At 69.1% G+C, this 14,742-nt stretch carries 12 protein-coding genes; 9 read left to right on the top strand and 3 right to left on the bottom strand.

Features of this window, described 5'->3' with window-relative positions; translation table 11 throughout:
• Nucleotides 1–39: 39 nt before the first annotated feature.
• The 6 genes from V1Y59_RS03630 to V1Y59_RS03605 all read left to right on the top strand — a co-directional run bounded on the left by V1Y59_RS03630 (nt 40) and on the right by V1Y59_RS03605 (nt 5,643).
• Nucleotides 40–387, top strand: a complete 348-nt coding sequence (locus V1Y59_RS03630; RefSeq protein WP_330503472.1) for a GNAT family N-acetyltransferase — start codon at nt 40–42, stop codon at nt 385–387.
• A 295-nt stretch (nt 388–682) separates the two neighbouring features.
• Nucleotides 683–1,438 (top strand): siderophore-interacting protein, encoded by a 756-nt coding sequence (locus V1Y59_RS03625; protein ID WP_330503470.1) that lies wholly within the window; start codon nt 683–685, stop codon nt 1,436–1,438.
• 119 nt (nt 1,439–1,557) lie between these two features.
• Nucleotides 1,558–2,616: a FecCD family ABC transporter permease gene (locus V1Y59_RS03620; RefSeq protein ID WP_330503469.1), complete on the top strand. Its 1,059-nt coding sequence runs from the start codon at nt 1,558–1,560 to the stop codon at nt 2,614–2,616.
• Nucleotides 2,613–3,704 (top strand): FecCD family ABC transporter permease, encoded by a 1,092-nt coding sequence (locus tag V1Y59_RS03615; protein WP_330503468.1) that lies wholly within the window; start codon nt 2,613–2,615, stop codon nt 3,702–3,704. The genes V1Y59_RS03620 and V1Y59_RS03615 overlap by 4 nt, the downstream gene beginning before the upstream one ends.
• Nucleotides 3,705–3,715: 11 nt before the next feature.
• Nucleotides 3,716–4,654 (top strand): ABC transporter ATP-binding protein, encoded by a 939-nt coding sequence (locus V1Y59_RS03610; RefSeq protein ID WP_431309095.1) that lies wholly within the window; start codon nt 3,716–3,718, stop codon nt 4,652–4,654.
• Nucleotides 4,651–5,643 carry an ABC transporter substrate-binding protein gene (locus V1Y59_RS03605; protein WP_330503466.1) on the top strand — a complete coding sequence of 331 codons (993 nt, stop codon included), beginning with the start codon at nt 4,651–4,653 and terminating at the stop codon, nt 5,641–5,643. Before V1Y59_RS03610 ends, V1Y59_RS03605 begins: the two co-directional genes overlap by 4 nt.
• Before the next feature lie 181 nt (nt 5,644–5,824).
• Here V1Y59_RS03605 and V1Y59_RS03600 read toward each other — a convergent pair whose 3' ends face one another.
• Both V1Y59_RS03600 and V1Y59_RS03595 read right to left on the bottom strand, forming a co-directional pair.
• Nucleotides 5,825–7,501 carry a (2,3-dihydroxybenzoyl)adenylate synthase gene (locus tag V1Y59_RS03600; RefSeq protein ID WP_330503465.1) on the bottom strand — a complete coding sequence of 559 codons (1,677 nt, stop codon included), beginning with the start codon at nt 7,499–7,501 and terminating at the stop codon, nt 5,825–5,827.
• The gene (locus V1Y59_RS03595; RefSeq protein WP_330503464.1) at nt 7,494–7,706 is read right to left on the bottom strand and encodes a hypothetical protein; all 213 of its coding nucleotides are present in this window, start codon (nt 7,704–7,706) and stop codon (nt 7,494–7,496) included. Before V1Y59_RS03595 ends, V1Y59_RS03600 begins: the two co-directional genes overlap by 8 nt.
• Nucleotides 7,707–7,839: 133 nt before the next feature.
• Here V1Y59_RS03595 and V1Y59_RS03590 point away from each other — a divergent pair, with 133 nt between their 5' ends.
• The 3 genes from V1Y59_RS03590 to V1Y59_RS03580 are packed head-to-tail and all read left to right on the top strand — an operon-like array spanning nt 7,840 to nt 14,053.
• Nucleotides 7,840–9,177, top strand: coding sequence for a salicylate synthase (locus tag V1Y59_RS03590; RefSeq protein ID WP_330503463.1), 1,338 nt, complete (start codon nt 7,840–7,842; stop codon nt 9,175–9,177).
• Entirely contained in the window at nt 9,174–12,737 is a 3,564-nt protein-coding gene (locus tag V1Y59_RS03585; RefSeq protein ID WP_330503462.1) for a non-ribosomal peptide synthetase, read from the top strand. Before V1Y59_RS03590 ends, V1Y59_RS03585 begins: the two co-directional genes overlap by 4 nt.
• Complete coding sequence (locus tag V1Y59_RS03580; RefSeq protein ID WP_330503460.1) at nt 12,734–14,053, top strand: SidA/IucD/PvdA family monooxygenase; 1,320 nt, start codon at nt 12,734–12,736, stop codon at nt 14,051–14,053. Before V1Y59_RS03585 ends, V1Y59_RS03580 begins: the two co-directional genes overlap by 4 nt.
• 5 nt (nt 14,054–14,058) lie before the next feature.
• Here the strand turns inward: V1Y59_RS03580 and V1Y59_RS03575 are convergent, their stop codons facing one another.
• Complete coding sequence (locus tag V1Y59_RS03575; RefSeq protein ID WP_330503459.1) at nt 14,059–14,700, bottom strand: GNAT family N-acetyltransferase; 642 nt, start codon at nt 14,698–14,700, stop codon at nt 14,059–14,061.
• Nucleotides 14,701–14,742: the final 42 nt, after the last annotated feature.

The raw sequence follows: 14,742 nt of genomic DNA, 5'->3' as shown, positions 1-14,742 counted from the left end.
GCTTCGGCAACGGTGATCTGTAGTGCTCAGGAGGGGATCATGCAGCGGAAACATCGACATCGACCACCGCAGTCCGCGCAGGCCATCCTGCAGCAGATCTCGCAGGTCGTCCACAATCCAGACCGGGATCGATTCGAGCTGTGGGTCGCCGGGGACCTGGTCGGCGTCCTGGGCTACAGCAGAGAGACGGTTGGCGGGACGTCGACCATCACGATCCTGCACACGGTCCTCTACGACGAGTACACCGGGCACGGTCTCGGCACCCGGCTGATGGTCGGTGCGATCGGATACGTGCGCGATCAGGGCGCCCGACTGCGGCCGGTGTGCTCGTTCACCAAGTCCTATCTCGATGCGCACCCCGGGATTGTGGCGCTGGCGCCTGCGTGAGGTTGTGCGGGGGGTTTCGATACGCGCCGGGCTCGCAGGCTCGCGCGGCGCTACTCAACCGGCGGGGGATGGCCCGGCTCGCAGGGGTTTCGATACGCGCCGGCTCGCAAGCTCGCGCGGCGCTACTCAACCGGCGGGGAAAGGGCGCTACTCAACCGGCGGGAAATCCGGGCTCGCCTTCTCTCGCTGGCCGAGTAGTCGGCGAGCGACAGCGAGACGACGTATCGAGGCCTCCGCAGGCTAAGTTAGGCTACCCTGACAGAGCTTGTTGCAGTCGAGGGAAGGCCGTTGTCGCATGGCGGAACAGACGAAGACCAAGTCGCGCGGGTGGCAGGGGGCGGTCCTCAAACTCCTCGGTGCCGACGATTACGAGATCACCGTGACCAGCAACGAGCCGGTAACCGACCACTACATCCGCCTCGGCTTCACCGGCGGCGGTCTGCTCACCGAGCGTCCGGTGCACCCCACGATGTGGATCCGCATCTGGTTCGAGAACAAGCACGGCAAGCTGCATCAGCGGGCCTACACGCTGGTCGACCCGGACCCGGCCACCGACTCCTTCTTCCTCGAGTTCGCCATCCACGACGGCGCGGCCGCCCGGTGGGCGCAGGCCGCGCGGCCCGGCGACACCATCTCGTCGACGTTCATGGGTTCCAAGTTCGCGATCCCCGACCCGGCGCCGAAGGGCTGGCTGCTCGCCGGCGACATCGCGGCCCTGCCCGCGATCAACTCGTTGCTCGACGGGATCTCGGGTTCGGCCAATCCGTCGGCTCCCGCGACCGTGTGGCTCGAATACGTCCATGAGTCCGACACGACGCTGCCGCTGCGGTTGCGCGACCAGGACACCATCAACTGGATCAAGCGCGACGGGCCGGCGCTGTCGGATGCGGTGCGCGACGCGGCATTCGACGCCACCAACCACTTCGGATTCGTCGCCCTGGACATGAAGAGCACCCGCGCGGTCGCCGCGTCGTTCAAGAACGACTACAAACTCGGCAAGTCGGATGTGAAGTCGCAGGCCTATTGGCGGGAGAACGGTCCGGAATCCTGACCGGCCCACCAGGCTCGGCCGCCGCCCACTCGCCCATGCAGTGATGCTCGAACGTCAGGTCGTTAAGGTTTTCCTAACCTATAGTGGGGGCCACGGTACCCCGACGACAGGCGATCCTGTTGACCACTGACACCGCGGTGACCCCGGCCGGACCGGGCGCCCCTGCACCGGCTCCGTCGGGCCTGCGGTCGATGTCGCGACTCGCCGTGGTCGTGCTGCTCATCGGCACCGCGGTCGGCCTCACCTTCCTCGGATTCTTCGTCGGCTCCGGTGATTACACGGTCACCGACGCCTGGCGCGCCCTGTTCGGTGACGGCGACCCGACCACCCTCGAGGTCATCCGCAACAACCGTGTGCCACGCACGCTGCTGGCGGTCCTGGTCGGCGTCGCCCTCGGCGCAGCCGGCGCCATCATGCAGGGCCTGACCCGAAACCCATTGGCGGACCCGGGCATTCTGGGCGTCAACTCGGGAGCGTACTTCGCGATGGTCGTCGCCGCGGTCGCCTGGGACGTCAGCTCCACGGGCGGCTACATGGCGGCCTCGATGGTCGGCGCATTCCTGGCGGCGACCCTGGTGTACTTCGTCGGCTCGCGCGGCATCAGCGGCGCCAGCCCCGAGAAACTGGTGCTGACCGGTGTCGCGGCGGGCTCGATCTTCAGCGGTATCGGGTTCGGCCTGACGATGATCGATCCGAAGTCGTTCGACGCGATCCGCTCCTGGCAGGTCGGCACACTCGACGGGCGGGACTGGTCGCAGGTGTCGGTGGTGTGGATCCCGATCGTCGTCGGAGCGCTCGCGGCGATGATCCTGATCCCATATCTGAACGGTCTGGCGCTCGGCGACGACCGGGCCCGTGCACTCGGGGTACCCGTGGGGCGGGTGCGGCTCGGTGGATTCGTCGTCGTGACCGTGCTGTGCGGGGCGGCCACCGCGGCGCTGGGGCCGATCACCTTCGTCGGACTCATGGTTCCGCACGTCGTGCGCATCCTGTTCGGGCCCGACAACCGCTGGCTGCTGCCGGTGTGCGTCGTGGTCGGACCGATCGTGATGGTCGGGTCGGATCTGCTGGCCCGCGTGCTGACCTCCAGCGAGTTGCCGGTCGGGATGGTGACCGCGTTCATCGGCGCGCCGGTTCTCATCGCGTTGGTCCGTCGGCAGCGCGGAGGTGAACAGTGACCCTACAGAAACCGCTGCCACCGACCCCCACTTCGGCGCACTGGCCGCGCCGCATCAAGATGATCCGCACCCGGACGATCAGTGTCCGAGTGGATCTCGCCGCCGTGGTGATCGGGACCGTCCTCGTCGTCGTCGCCCTCGCGGTCGGGGTGTGGTCGCTCGGCGTGAGCACCACCGACAGCCCGCGCCTCGGCATCGTCGACACGCTGAAGGTGCTGGCCGGCATGACATCCGGCGCGCCCGCCGACCTCGTCGCTGCCGCGCTGCCCGCAGTGGTGATCGCGCTCGTCGGCGGGGCTGCACTGGCGTTGTCGGGCGCGATATTCCAGACCATCACCCGCAATCCGCTGGGCAGCCCCGACATCATCGGTTTCACCACCGGGGCCTACACCGGGGCGCTGATCGCGATGCTCGTGCTCAACCTGGACTCCGCCGGGGCGACGGTGGGTGCGCTGATCGGCTCGCTGGCGACCGCCGTTGCCGTCTACTTCCTCGGAATGCGGGGTGGCACAAGCGGTTACCGATTCGTGGTGGTCGGGATCGGCATCAACGCCATGTTGGTGGCGTTCAACGGCTATCTGATCGCCACCTCCAACGTGCAGAACGCCGCCGCCGCGGCCTCGTGGGGGATGGGCAGCCTGCACGACATCCGGATGTCGGACACCGTCCCGGTGATCATCGGGCTGGTGATCCTGGTGCCCGCCCTGATCGTCATCGCGCCACGGATGCGGATGTTCGAGCTGGGCTCCGACTCCGCACAGAGCAAGGGCGTCGACGTCGCACGAACCCAGATGATGCTGCTGGTCCTGGGTGTCGGGTTCGCGGCCGTCATCACCGCCATCGCCGGACCGATCGCCTTCGTCGCACTCGTTGCTCCGCAGCTGGCGGCGCGGATCTCGCCGAGCCCGGGAATCCCCCTGGTGACCTCCGCCGCGGTGGGTGCCGTGCTGCTCGTCAGCTGTGACGCGATCGCCCGCACCATCCTGGCGCCCGAGGTGCAGCTGCCGGTCGGCGTGGTGACCACGTCCATCGGTGGCGTCTACCTGTTGGGACTGCTCATCGCCCAGTCACGAAAGGCCAGGCCATGACCCCAGACCCCATGAACACCGGCCCGAACAGCACCGGTCCGACCAGCACTGACTCCGCGCTCGACGGCGCACGTTCGCACCGCCTCACCGGGGCCGGCCTCGAGATCGGGTACGGCGACCGCACGATCATCGCCGACCTCGACGTGGTGATCCCGGACGCGTCGTTCACGGTGATCGTCGGACCGAACGCATGTGGCAAATCCACCCTGTTGCGGTCTCTTTCGCGACTGCTGGCACCACGCGGCGGAAGTGTGCTGCTCGACGGCAAGGACGTGAAGGGGTTCCGCGGCAAGGAGTTCGCCCGAGAGGTCGGGCTGCTGCCCCAGCAGTCCATCGCTCCCGAGGGCATCACCATCATCGACCTGGTGTCGCGGGGCCGTTTCCCGTACCAGACGATGTTCCGGCAGTGGACCGACGAGGACCAGGCGGCGGTCGACTTCGCGCTGCAGGTCACCCGGCTGACCGATCTGTCCCAACGCCCCGTGCACGCCCTGTCGGGAGGTCAGCGGCAACGTGTCTGGATCGCGATGGCGCTGGCCCAGCAGACACCGATCCTGCTGCTCGACGAGCCCACCACGTATCTGGACCTCGCACATCAGATCGAGGTCCTCGAACTGTGTACGACCCTCAACCAGAGCGGGACAACACTCGTCGCCGTGCTGCACGATCTCAACCAGGCCGCCCGGTACGCCAGCCACATCATCGCCATGCGCAGCGGTGACATCGTCGCGCAAGGCGCGCCGTCGGAGGTCATCACCGCCGACATGGTGCACCGCACCTTCGGGGTCCGGGCGCGGATCATCGACGACCCCGAGACCAACACCCCGCTGGTGATCCCGCTGGGCGACGGTGCGGTGTCCTTCGATGAAGTGCCCGGCGACACCGCCAACCTACGTGCGTCCCCACAGCCGTCCGCGCATACATCCACCACGACCGAGGAGATCCGATGACCGCTCACCTTCGTCGACTGTCCCGCGCGCTGGGGCTCGTCGTCGTTCTCGTGTTCGCACTGACCGCGTGCATCCAGTCGGACACCACCGAGAACACCGTGTACTCCGACCCGTCGGCAGCACCGGATTTCGATCTGCCTGACGATCCGCGGGTCGTGGCCCTTGGTTGGTCGGACGGCGAGATCGCACTGAGCCTCGGGGTCAAGCCGGTCGCCATCTACGACTGGATGTCCTTCGGCGCCGAGAACAAGGGCGTCGGCGAGTGGGCGGCAGCGGAATTCGGCACCGACACCCCCGAGATCATCCCCGCGGCGAGCGCAGGCGAGTTCAACTATCAGCAGATCAGTGAGATGAACCCCGACCTCATCCTCAACGTGCGCGCCGCCGACGACTCCGCCGTGACGCAGAGCCTTCGCGAGATCGCTCCGGTCGTCACCGCGCCCGCAGGCACCCCGGACTACGCCATCAACTGGCAGTTGCAGACGCAGCTCATCGCGGCCGCGCTGGGCAGGACCGACGAAGGTGATGCGCAGGTCGCCGAGACCACCGATCTGCAGGACACGCTCCGCGAGCAGAACCCGGACTTCGCTGGCAAGACGTTCGTGTGGGGCGCCAAGTTCGGTGAGGCCTACGGCGCCTATCTGCCCGGCGACGCGCGGTTCGACACCGTCGCCGAACTGGGCTTCGTGCAGTTCCCGCCGGTCGCCGACCTCGATGCGCAGGGCTTCTTCGCCTCGGTGCCGGTCGAGCGGGTCTCGGCCCTCGACTCGCAGGTGGCGGTGTTCGCCCCGATCGGGATGCCGTTGGCGCAGCTGCAGAACGACAACCTGATCAACTCGTTGCCGGTGGTCCGCGACGGGCGCGCGATCGAGCTGGCCGAGACGGACCCGATCGTGCAGGGGATGTCGGCGGGCACCCCCGAGTCGCTGCGGTTCGCGCTCGAGCGGCTGACGCCGATGCTTGCCGAGGCGACAGGGCGGGTGCAGTAGCCCTTCGTGGCTCGTCGCTTGCGCTCCTCGCACCTCAGGGAGCGGGGGGAGGCGACCACTCGGTCCCTGAGGAGGTCCGGAGCGCTGGTGGGGCTGTCCCCCCGGTCCCTGAGGAGGTCCGGAGCGCTAGCGGAGGACCGTCACGGAGGGCCGCCCTTCGTGACCCTCGCAAGCTCGCTCCTCAGGGACCGAGGAGAGACGCCCGCACCGCCGCCTTGTCGATCTTGCCGACCGCGGTGACCGGCAGCGTCGGCACCACGACCAGCCGATCCGGCAATTTGAAGGACGCGAGCCCCTTCTCCGTCAGGAAGCCGCGGACGTCCGGTAATTCCAGCGGGCGTCCGGGCGGATGGTCGTGCGACAAGACCACTGCGGCACAGATCTTTTCGCCCAGCGCCTCGTCGGGCAGGCCGATCACGGCCGCCGCCCGGATCGACGGGTGGGCGAGCAGGTTCTCCTCCACGTCGTCGGCGGCGACGTTCTCGCCGCCGCGGACGATGGTGTCCTTGATCCGTCCGGTCACGGCCAGATGCCCGGACGGCAGCCGTCGCACGCGGTCGCCGGAGCGGTAGTAGCCGTCGGCGGTGAACGAACGCGCGTTGTGTTCGGCGGCGCGGTAGTAGCCGCGGATGGTGTACGGACCGCGCACCAGCAGCTCACCGTCCGTCCCGTCGGGCACATCGGCACCGTGCTCGTCGACGACGCGCACCTCGTCGAACTCCGACATCGGCGCGCCCTGCACGGCGTGCACCAGGTCCCGCGCGTCGTCGACGCGGGTGTAGCAGATCAGTCCCTCCGCCATGCCGAACACCTGCTGCACCACCTCCCCGAGCGCCGCGTCGAGGGCGACCGCATCCGGCTCGGCCAGTTTGGCGCCGCCCACCTGCAAGAGCCGCAGACTGCTGATGTCGGCCGGCTCCCACTCGGTGGCCGCGCACCACACCTGCGCCAGCGCAGGAACCAGGGCGGTGACGGTGACTCGATACTGCTCGATGAGGTCGAACGTGTTGTCCGGGCTGGGGTTGTCGGTGACCACCACGTGACCGCCGACCGCCATCATGCCCAGCATGCCGGGGCAGCAGAGCGGGAAGTTGTGCGCGCCGGGCAGCGCGACCAGGTAGGTGTCGGCGGCGGTCAGTTCCGCGATCTCCGCCGAGCGGCGGGCGTTGAACGCGTAGTCGTTGTGGGTGCGGGCGATCAGCTTCGGCAGGCCGGTGGTCCCACCTGAGATGAGGAACAGCGCCGGTGCGTCGGGGTCGACGTCGTCCGCGTCGGGCAGGGTGACCGCGTCGGGGTCGGTGTCGGGCAGCGGACGGTACGGTCCGGGGTCACCGGCGACGAAGACGTGCGCGACGGTGGGGACGCGCTGCTGCAGTTCGGCCGCCAACTCTCGATGGTCGTACCCGCGGCGACCGTCGTCGGTGACGTAGGCGACGGCACCGGCGCCGGCGGCGAGGTGTGCGATTTCGCTGATCCGGTGCGCGGGCAGTGTCATTACCGGCACGACCCCCGCGCGCAACAGCCCGAACAACGTGATCACGAACTCGGCGGAGTTGTGTTGTTGCAGGATCACCCGCATGCCCGGGGCCAGGCCCGCGGCGGAGAATCCCGCGGCCCGACGTAGGGCGGCCGACCACAGGTCGGCATAGGACCACGTGCGGTGTTCGCCGCTGGTGTCGGTCACCGCGGGCGCGTCGGGCCGCACGGTGGCGGCGTGTTCCAGCAGGTGCCACAGGGGTTGATCGTCGAAGATCCCGGCCTCGCGGTAACGCTGGGCGGCGTGGTCGGGATGCCGGGCGAAGCCGGCGAGCAGGTCGTCGACGGCCGGGTCGGCTGCACTGTGCGGGGGCTCAGACATGCAATTGTGGGGCGGAAGTCGGGGCCCAGCCGATGTCGATGACGCTCGGTTGCACGGGGGCCGGGGGATCGTCGCGGTCGGCGATGAGCAGGCCCATCAGCAGGATGGTCACCACGAACGCCGAGATCACGGCCGCGATACCGGCGGCGGCGATGACGACGGGAACGTTCACCCGTCGCCACCACGACGGACCGCGTCGGCTCATGGGGGTATTCAAACACACTGGCGATGAGGCCAGCCTTACCGCAGGTGAGGGGTGGGGCTGGGGCGCGATGTCGTTTAGGCTTGCCTAATCGGGGGTGTCCGATCTGTCGAGAGTCATGAGGAGGGGCCCGGTCATGTCGCTGACCATCGACACGACCGCGGGGACAGCGCACAGCGCCGAGTCGCGACCGGATGCGGCCGCACGGGTGTGTGCCGCCTGGGCGGCTTCCGGGGAGTTCGGTGAGTACCTCGTCTACGAAAGCGACGGTCGCTGGGTGTTCGCCGCGGGTGTTCGGGCCCGCGTGGTCCTCAACCACCACACGATCGAGGTCACCGATGGTGACCGTCGGACCTCGACCCCGTGGACCGGTGATCCGGCCGTGGCGATCGCGCAGGCCCTGGCAGAGCTGTCCGGCACGTGGCGCGTGTACGGGTGGGTGGCCTTCGACTTCTGCGCGGCCCGGCACGACCTGTTCGGTCACGTTTCCGGCGACGCCCAGCTCGCGCATCTGATCGTCCCGGAATTCGAGGTCGTGGTCACCGACGACGGCGTCGACACCGGGGACCTCGACACGCGCCGGGCCGACCGGCTGCGTGCGATCGCCGACACGGTCACCGACCCGGCGCCCGCCACGACGGTGGACGTCGGAGACGACACCGACGACTATCGCGGCCGGGTCGCGCTCGCCGTCGACGAGATCGCCCGCGGCGAATATCAGAAGGTGATCCTGTCGCGGCGGGTGGACATCGGCTTCGACGTGGACCTGCCGGCGACGTTCGTGCGCGGACGGGAGGCCAACGACCCGGCCCGCTCCTATCTGTTCCGCATCGGTGAGCTGTCGGCAGCCGGTTTCAGCCCAGAGCTGGTCGTCGCCGCCGACACCGACGGCCGCGTCGTCACCGAACCCCTCGCCGGCACCCGCGCGGCGGGGCGCGGTCCGGACCTCGACGCCGCGGCCCGGGCCGAGCTGCTGACCGACCCGAAGGAGATAGCCGAACACGCGATGTCGGTCCGAGCCTGTTTCGAGGAGATCTCGTCGGTCTCGGTCCCGGGTACCACCGCGGTGCACGAGTACATGGCGATCCGGGCACGAGGAAGCGTGCAACACCTGGCCTCCACCGTCGGGGGTGAGCTGTCGCCGGATGCCGGTGTGTGGCAGGCGTTGTCGGTGCTCTTCCCGTCCATCACGGCGTCGGGGATACCGAAGACGCCTGCACTCGACGCCATCTACCGCCTCGAGCCAGGTCGGCGCGGACTGTATTCGGGCGCCGTGCTGACCGCGTCGTCGGCGGGAGACCTCGAGGCGACACTGGCGCTACGAACCGTGTTCTCCGCCGGTGGCACGGCATGGTTGCGGGCGGGTGCCGGTGTCGTCGCGCAGTCGACCCCGGACCGCGAGTTCGAGGAGACCTGCGAGAAGTTGGGAAGCGTTGCGCCGCACGTGGTACGGCGCAGGGAAGGCGGCCGATGAGCGAATCGACGACGGCGCACGACGAGGTACGCGCGGCGATCGCGGACAGTCTCGGGCTGGCGCCCGGGGACATCGGCGACGACGCGGACCTCATCGCGTTGGGCCTCGATTCGATCCGCATGATGAAGATCGCCGGTGGCTGGCGCAAACGGGGCCATCGGCTCAACTTCGCCCAGTTGGCCGCAGAGCCCACGGTGGACGCGTGGGCGGCGATGCTCGACGCCACCACCCCCGCCCCCGCCGACAGAACCCCCGCCCCCGCCGACAGAACCCCCGATCCCGCTGACAGAACCCAGAATCGCGCCGACGGAACCCTAGATCGCGCCGACGACCCGTTCCCGCTGGCCCCCATGCAGCACGCGTACTGGATCGGCCGCACCGACGTGGCCGACCTCGGCGGGGTCGCCGCCCACCTCTACGTCGAGTTCGACGGGTCGGGACTCGATGCCGACCGGCTCCGCTCCGCCACTCGTCATCTCGTCGAGCGGCACCCGATGCTGCGGGCCCGATTCCACTCTGACGGTACCCAGCAGGTGATGGCTGATCTCGATCATGAGCCCTTCGCAATCAACGACTTTCGGGATCTGTCGCCTGAGTCGGTCGACGACGTGCTGACGCGGGTTCGCGACACGAAGAGTCACCAGATGCTCGACGTCTCCGCCGGGCAGGTGTTCGACGTGACGTTGTCGATGCTGCCCGAGGACCGTCACCGCCTGCACGTCGACGTCGACATGCTCGTCGCCGACGCGATGAGCTACCGAGTCCTGCTCGCCGACCTCGTCGCGCTGTACGACGGCGCGGTGCTGCCCCGTATCGGCGTCACCTACCGCGACCATCTCGAACACCGTGCCGCACATCCCGATCCGGCCCGCGACGCTGACCGCGCCTGGTGGGCCGACCGGCTCGATGACCTGCCCGCGGGTCCCGTGCTGCCCGCCCGACCCGACCGGCCCGCGGCCGACGCCGCGAACACCGTGGTCCGCCACCATCATTGGCTCGATGCCGACGCCAAGCAGACCCTGCTCGCGGCTGCCCACGAGCGTGGCGTCACGCCCGCCATCGCGCTCGCGGCCGTGTTCGCCGCAACGATCGGCGGATGGTCGAGCGAGGATCGCTTCCTGCTCAACGTCCCACTGTTCCACCGTGAATCGACTCACCCCGACATCGACCGGGTGTCGGGCGACTTCAGCTCATCGATCCTCATTGACGTCGACACCCGTCGCGACCGGTCGGTGCTCGATCTCGCCCGTTCGATGCAGACGACGATGCACGCCAACGGTTCCCATTCCAGTTACGGCGCCCTCGACGTTCTCCGCGACCTCGGACGGCATCGCGGCGAACAGGTGCTCGCGCCGATCGTCTACACCAGTGCGCTCGGGCTCGGTGAGTTGTTCTCCGACGCGGTCCTCGAACGGCTCGGCGACCCGTCCTGGATCGTGTCGCAGGGTCCGCAGGTGACACTCGACGCGCAGGTCACCGAAGTTCGCGGCGGACTGCTGCTCAACTGGGATGTCCGGGCCTCCGCCTTTCCCGACGGTGTCGTGGAATCGATGTTCGTACAGTACATCTCGGCCATCGAGAAGCTCACCCAGGGCGACCCCGGGTGGCTGGGCCCTGCGGCGCCGGCGCTGCCCGCCGAGCAACGGGAGGTGCGCCGCCGCGTCAACGACACCGCCGCCCCCGCCAGTGGACGGGTGCTGCACCAGGAGTTCTTCGCCCGGGCCGGCAACAGCCCCGAACGGACCGCACTGATCTGGCGTGACGGCGACATGAGTTACGGCGAATTGTCTGAACGGGCTCTCGCGGTGGCCGGCGCGCTGCACGCGGCAGGCGTGCGGCCCGGCGACGCCGTCGGCGTGCAGATCCCGAAGGGGCCCGACCAGGTCGTGGCCACCCTCGGGGTGTTCGCCACGGGAGCCATCTGGGTGCCGATAGGTTACGACCAGCCTGCCGCGCGGCGCGCGGCGATCCTCACCACCGGCGACATCCGGACCGTGCTCGGCGCCGACGGTGCGCTCGACGATCTGCCGGACGGGGTCCGCGGTCTCGACTTCGCACAGGCCGTGCGGTACTCCTCGCCGATGCCCGAACCCGTACTACCGCAACCGGAGTCGATCGCCTACATCTTGTTCACCTCCGGCTCCACCGGCACCCCCAAGGGGGTCGAGGTGCCGCACCGCGCGGCGATGAACACCATCGACGACATCAACGACCGCTTCGATGTCGGCGACGGGGACCGCTCACTGACGGTCGCCGCGCTCGAGTTCGACATCTCCGTCTACGACATCTTCGGCCTCTACAGCGCCGGCGGCGCGGTCATCGCCGTCGGCGCCGACGACGCTCGTGACCCGGCCGCATGGCTGGACCTTCTCCGGACCCACGAGACGTCGATCCTCACCTGCGTACCCAGCGCCCTCGACATGCTGCTGACCGCGGCCGAGAGCGATGCCGGCGGCCTCGGCGACTCGGTGCGGGCGACACTGCTCGGCGGCGACTGGGTCGGCGTCGACCTGCCCCGGAGATTGCACGCGCTCGCCCCGCACGCCCGATTCGCCGGGCTGGGCGGGGCCACCGAGATCGCCATCCACGGCACCGTCTGCGAGGTGACCGATCCACCGCCGCACTGGACGTCGGTACCGTTCGGCACGCCGCTGCGCAATGTGGTGTGCCGCATCGTCGATTCGTCCGGACGTGAGTGCCCCGACTGGGTGACCGGTGACCTGTGGGTCGGTGGCGCGGGCGTCGCGCACGGCTATCGCAACGAGCCGCAGCGCACGGCCGAACGGTTCATCGAGGTCGACGGCATCCGCTGGTACCGCACTGGAGACCTCGCACGCTACTGGCCGGACGGCACCATCGAATTCCTCGGCCGCGCCGACCACCAGGTCAAGATCCGCGGGTTCCGCGTCGAACTCGGCGAGGTCGAAGGCGCCTTGCGTTCGATCACCGGCGTCCGCACCGCGGTCGCGACGACCGTCACCGCCCCCGGCGGAACCCGCACCCTGGCCGCCGCGATCACCGCCGAGCCGGCCACCACAACAACATCGGTCACCGAGGAACTGCGGGAACTCCTGCCGGGCTACATGATTCCCGCCACCATCGAGATACTGCCGGAACTCCCGTTGACCGGCAACGGCAAACTGGACCGCCGAGCGATCGCGGCCGTTTTCGCCGGCGCAACCACCGTCACCGAGCGTGCCACTCCCGCAAGCGATCTCGATCGCGCCTTGCTCATGCTCGTCGCCGAGGTCCTCGGCATCGATGCCGACCGCATCGGGGTGACCGACGACTTCTTCGCCGTCGGAGGCGATTCAGTACTCGCCACCACGCTCGTCGCGCGCACCCGGGAGTGGCTCGACGCCCCGCAGGTCGGGGTGCGCGACATCTTCACCGAGCGCACCGTGCGCGACCTGGCCCGCCGGATCGACTCCACCGACGCGCAACCCGGCCGACTGGAGCGCGTCGCAGCGCTGTATCTGGAGGTGGCGGCGATGGACGACGACGAGGTCGCCGCCGCGACCTCACGTGAGCCCGACGACTCGCTGACGGGCACGCGATGACCGCCGGTTCCCCGCAGACCCTGCTCGTCGTCGGCGCCGGCCCGAAGGCCATCGCCGTGGCCGCGAAGGCGAAGGTGATGCGCGACCTCGGTCTGCCCGCACCGCAGGTGCGTGTCGTCGAGTCACACGCCGTCGGGGCGAACTGGCAGTCCATCGGCGGCTGGACCGACGGACGGCATCGGCTCGGCACCGGCCCCGAGAAGGACATCGGTTTCCCGTACCGCTCCACCGTCGCCGGCCGCGCCGAACACAGCGAACTCAACGCCGAGATCAGCCGACGGATGCTGGCCTACAGCTGGATGTCGTTCCTGGTCGAGCACCAGACCTACGCGGAATGGGTCGACCGTGGCCGACCGAGCCCCGCACATCACGTCTGGGCCCGGTACCTGCAATGGGTGGCCACCCGGATCGATCTCGACGTGGTGATCGGCCGGGTGACCGCCGTGTCCGCGGACGACGAGCAATGGTTTCTCGAGGTCGCCGCCCCGGACGGCTCGGCTGAAGATGTCATCGGCGACGCGCTGATGATCACCGGGCCCGGATCGAGCGAGGCCGCGCTGCTCGACGACGAACACGTGCTGTCCATCGCCGCGTTCTGGGACCGGGTGTCACGACGCGATCTGCCGGTCGCCTCGCGGGCCGCGGTGGTCGGCGGCGGCGAGACCGCCGGGTCGGCGCTGGACGAACTGGCCCGCCACGAGGTCATGTCGGTGTCGGTGATCTCACCCGGTGCGACGATCTACACCCGCGGCGAGAGTTACTTCGAGAACGCCATGTTCAGTGATCCCACCGGGTGGGCGGCGATCTCGGCGGCCGAGCGTCGCGACGTCATCCGGCGCACCGATCGCGGCGTCTTCTCCGTCCGGGTCCAGGAGAACCTGCTCGGCGACGAACGGATACATCACCTCCAGGGCCGGGTGGTGTCGGCGCGGCGTGCCGGCGACCTGGTGGCGGTGACCCTGCACAACGACGGACGGCCACCGCAGACCCTCACCTTCGACCTCGTCGTCGACGCCACCGGCGGACAGCCACTGTGGTTTCTCGACCTGTTCACCGACGACGCCGCCGACCTGCTCGAACTGACCCTCGGATGGCCACCCACCCTCGAGAACATCGAGGCGGCCATCGGCCACGATCTCGCGGTCACCGGACTGACGCCGAAGCTGTACCTGCCCAACCTCGCCGGCTTCGCCCAGGGCCCGGGCTTCCCCAACCTCAGCTCACTGGGCGAACTCTCCAACCGCATCCTGCGTATCACCGAACGGCAGGGACGCGGCGCGCGTGCCGCCGCCGCACGTGAGGAGGGGACACGGTGACCGGCTCACAGCACGGGAAGGTCGCCCGGTTCCCGACCCATGGCGTGCAGGGCGATACGCCGATCCGGGCGAACATCGAACTCGCCGAGGTCGACAAAGCCGTGCTTCGTCAACGCGCGTCGGATGGGCGCATTACTCGCGCCGGGTTCGAGAACGATTCGGCGACAACGGGTATCGGCATCGAAGATGGCCTGCGCGAGCTCGGCCAGCCACGCCGAGATCAGACCGCGGCCGGTGAGCGCCGGGTCGGCGGTGGCGATGTGGAATCCCATGTCGTGCGGATCGGCCGGATAGAGCCGGGCGATCTCGTCGCGCGCCGGACGATACAGCTCCACGTATCCCACCTCGACGCCGTCGAACGACAGGATGAACGGAACCGAGTAGTCACCGGCGAGACGATGCGCCGCATCCGCCCGCCAGCGCTGCTCGGTCCATTCCTGCTCCCACGTCTGCACCAGATGCGGGCGGGCGAACCACGACACCAACATCGCCGGATCGGTCCCGTCCGGGTCCACCCGACGCAACCGGAATCGTCCGGTGAGCGTCGGCACCACCGGACCACCGGCCGCCGCCACCTCCGCACTCACATCGGTGATCTCACGCCCGATCGTGTACTCGTCGTGCGCGCCGGTGTCAGCGGAATCCATTGCGGTCGGCTCCGTTCGGTCTCGAGGGGACGTCCCGGCCAG

This window comes from Gordonia prachuapensis (genome assembly GCF_036350515.1).
Taxonomy (GTDB): Bacteria; Actinomycetota; Actinomycetes; order Mycobacteriales; family Mycobacteriaceae; genus Gordonia; species Gordonia prachuapensis.
Note: the sequence above shows the minus strand (reverse complement) of the source record. Positions and strands in the feature narration are given on the sequence as shown.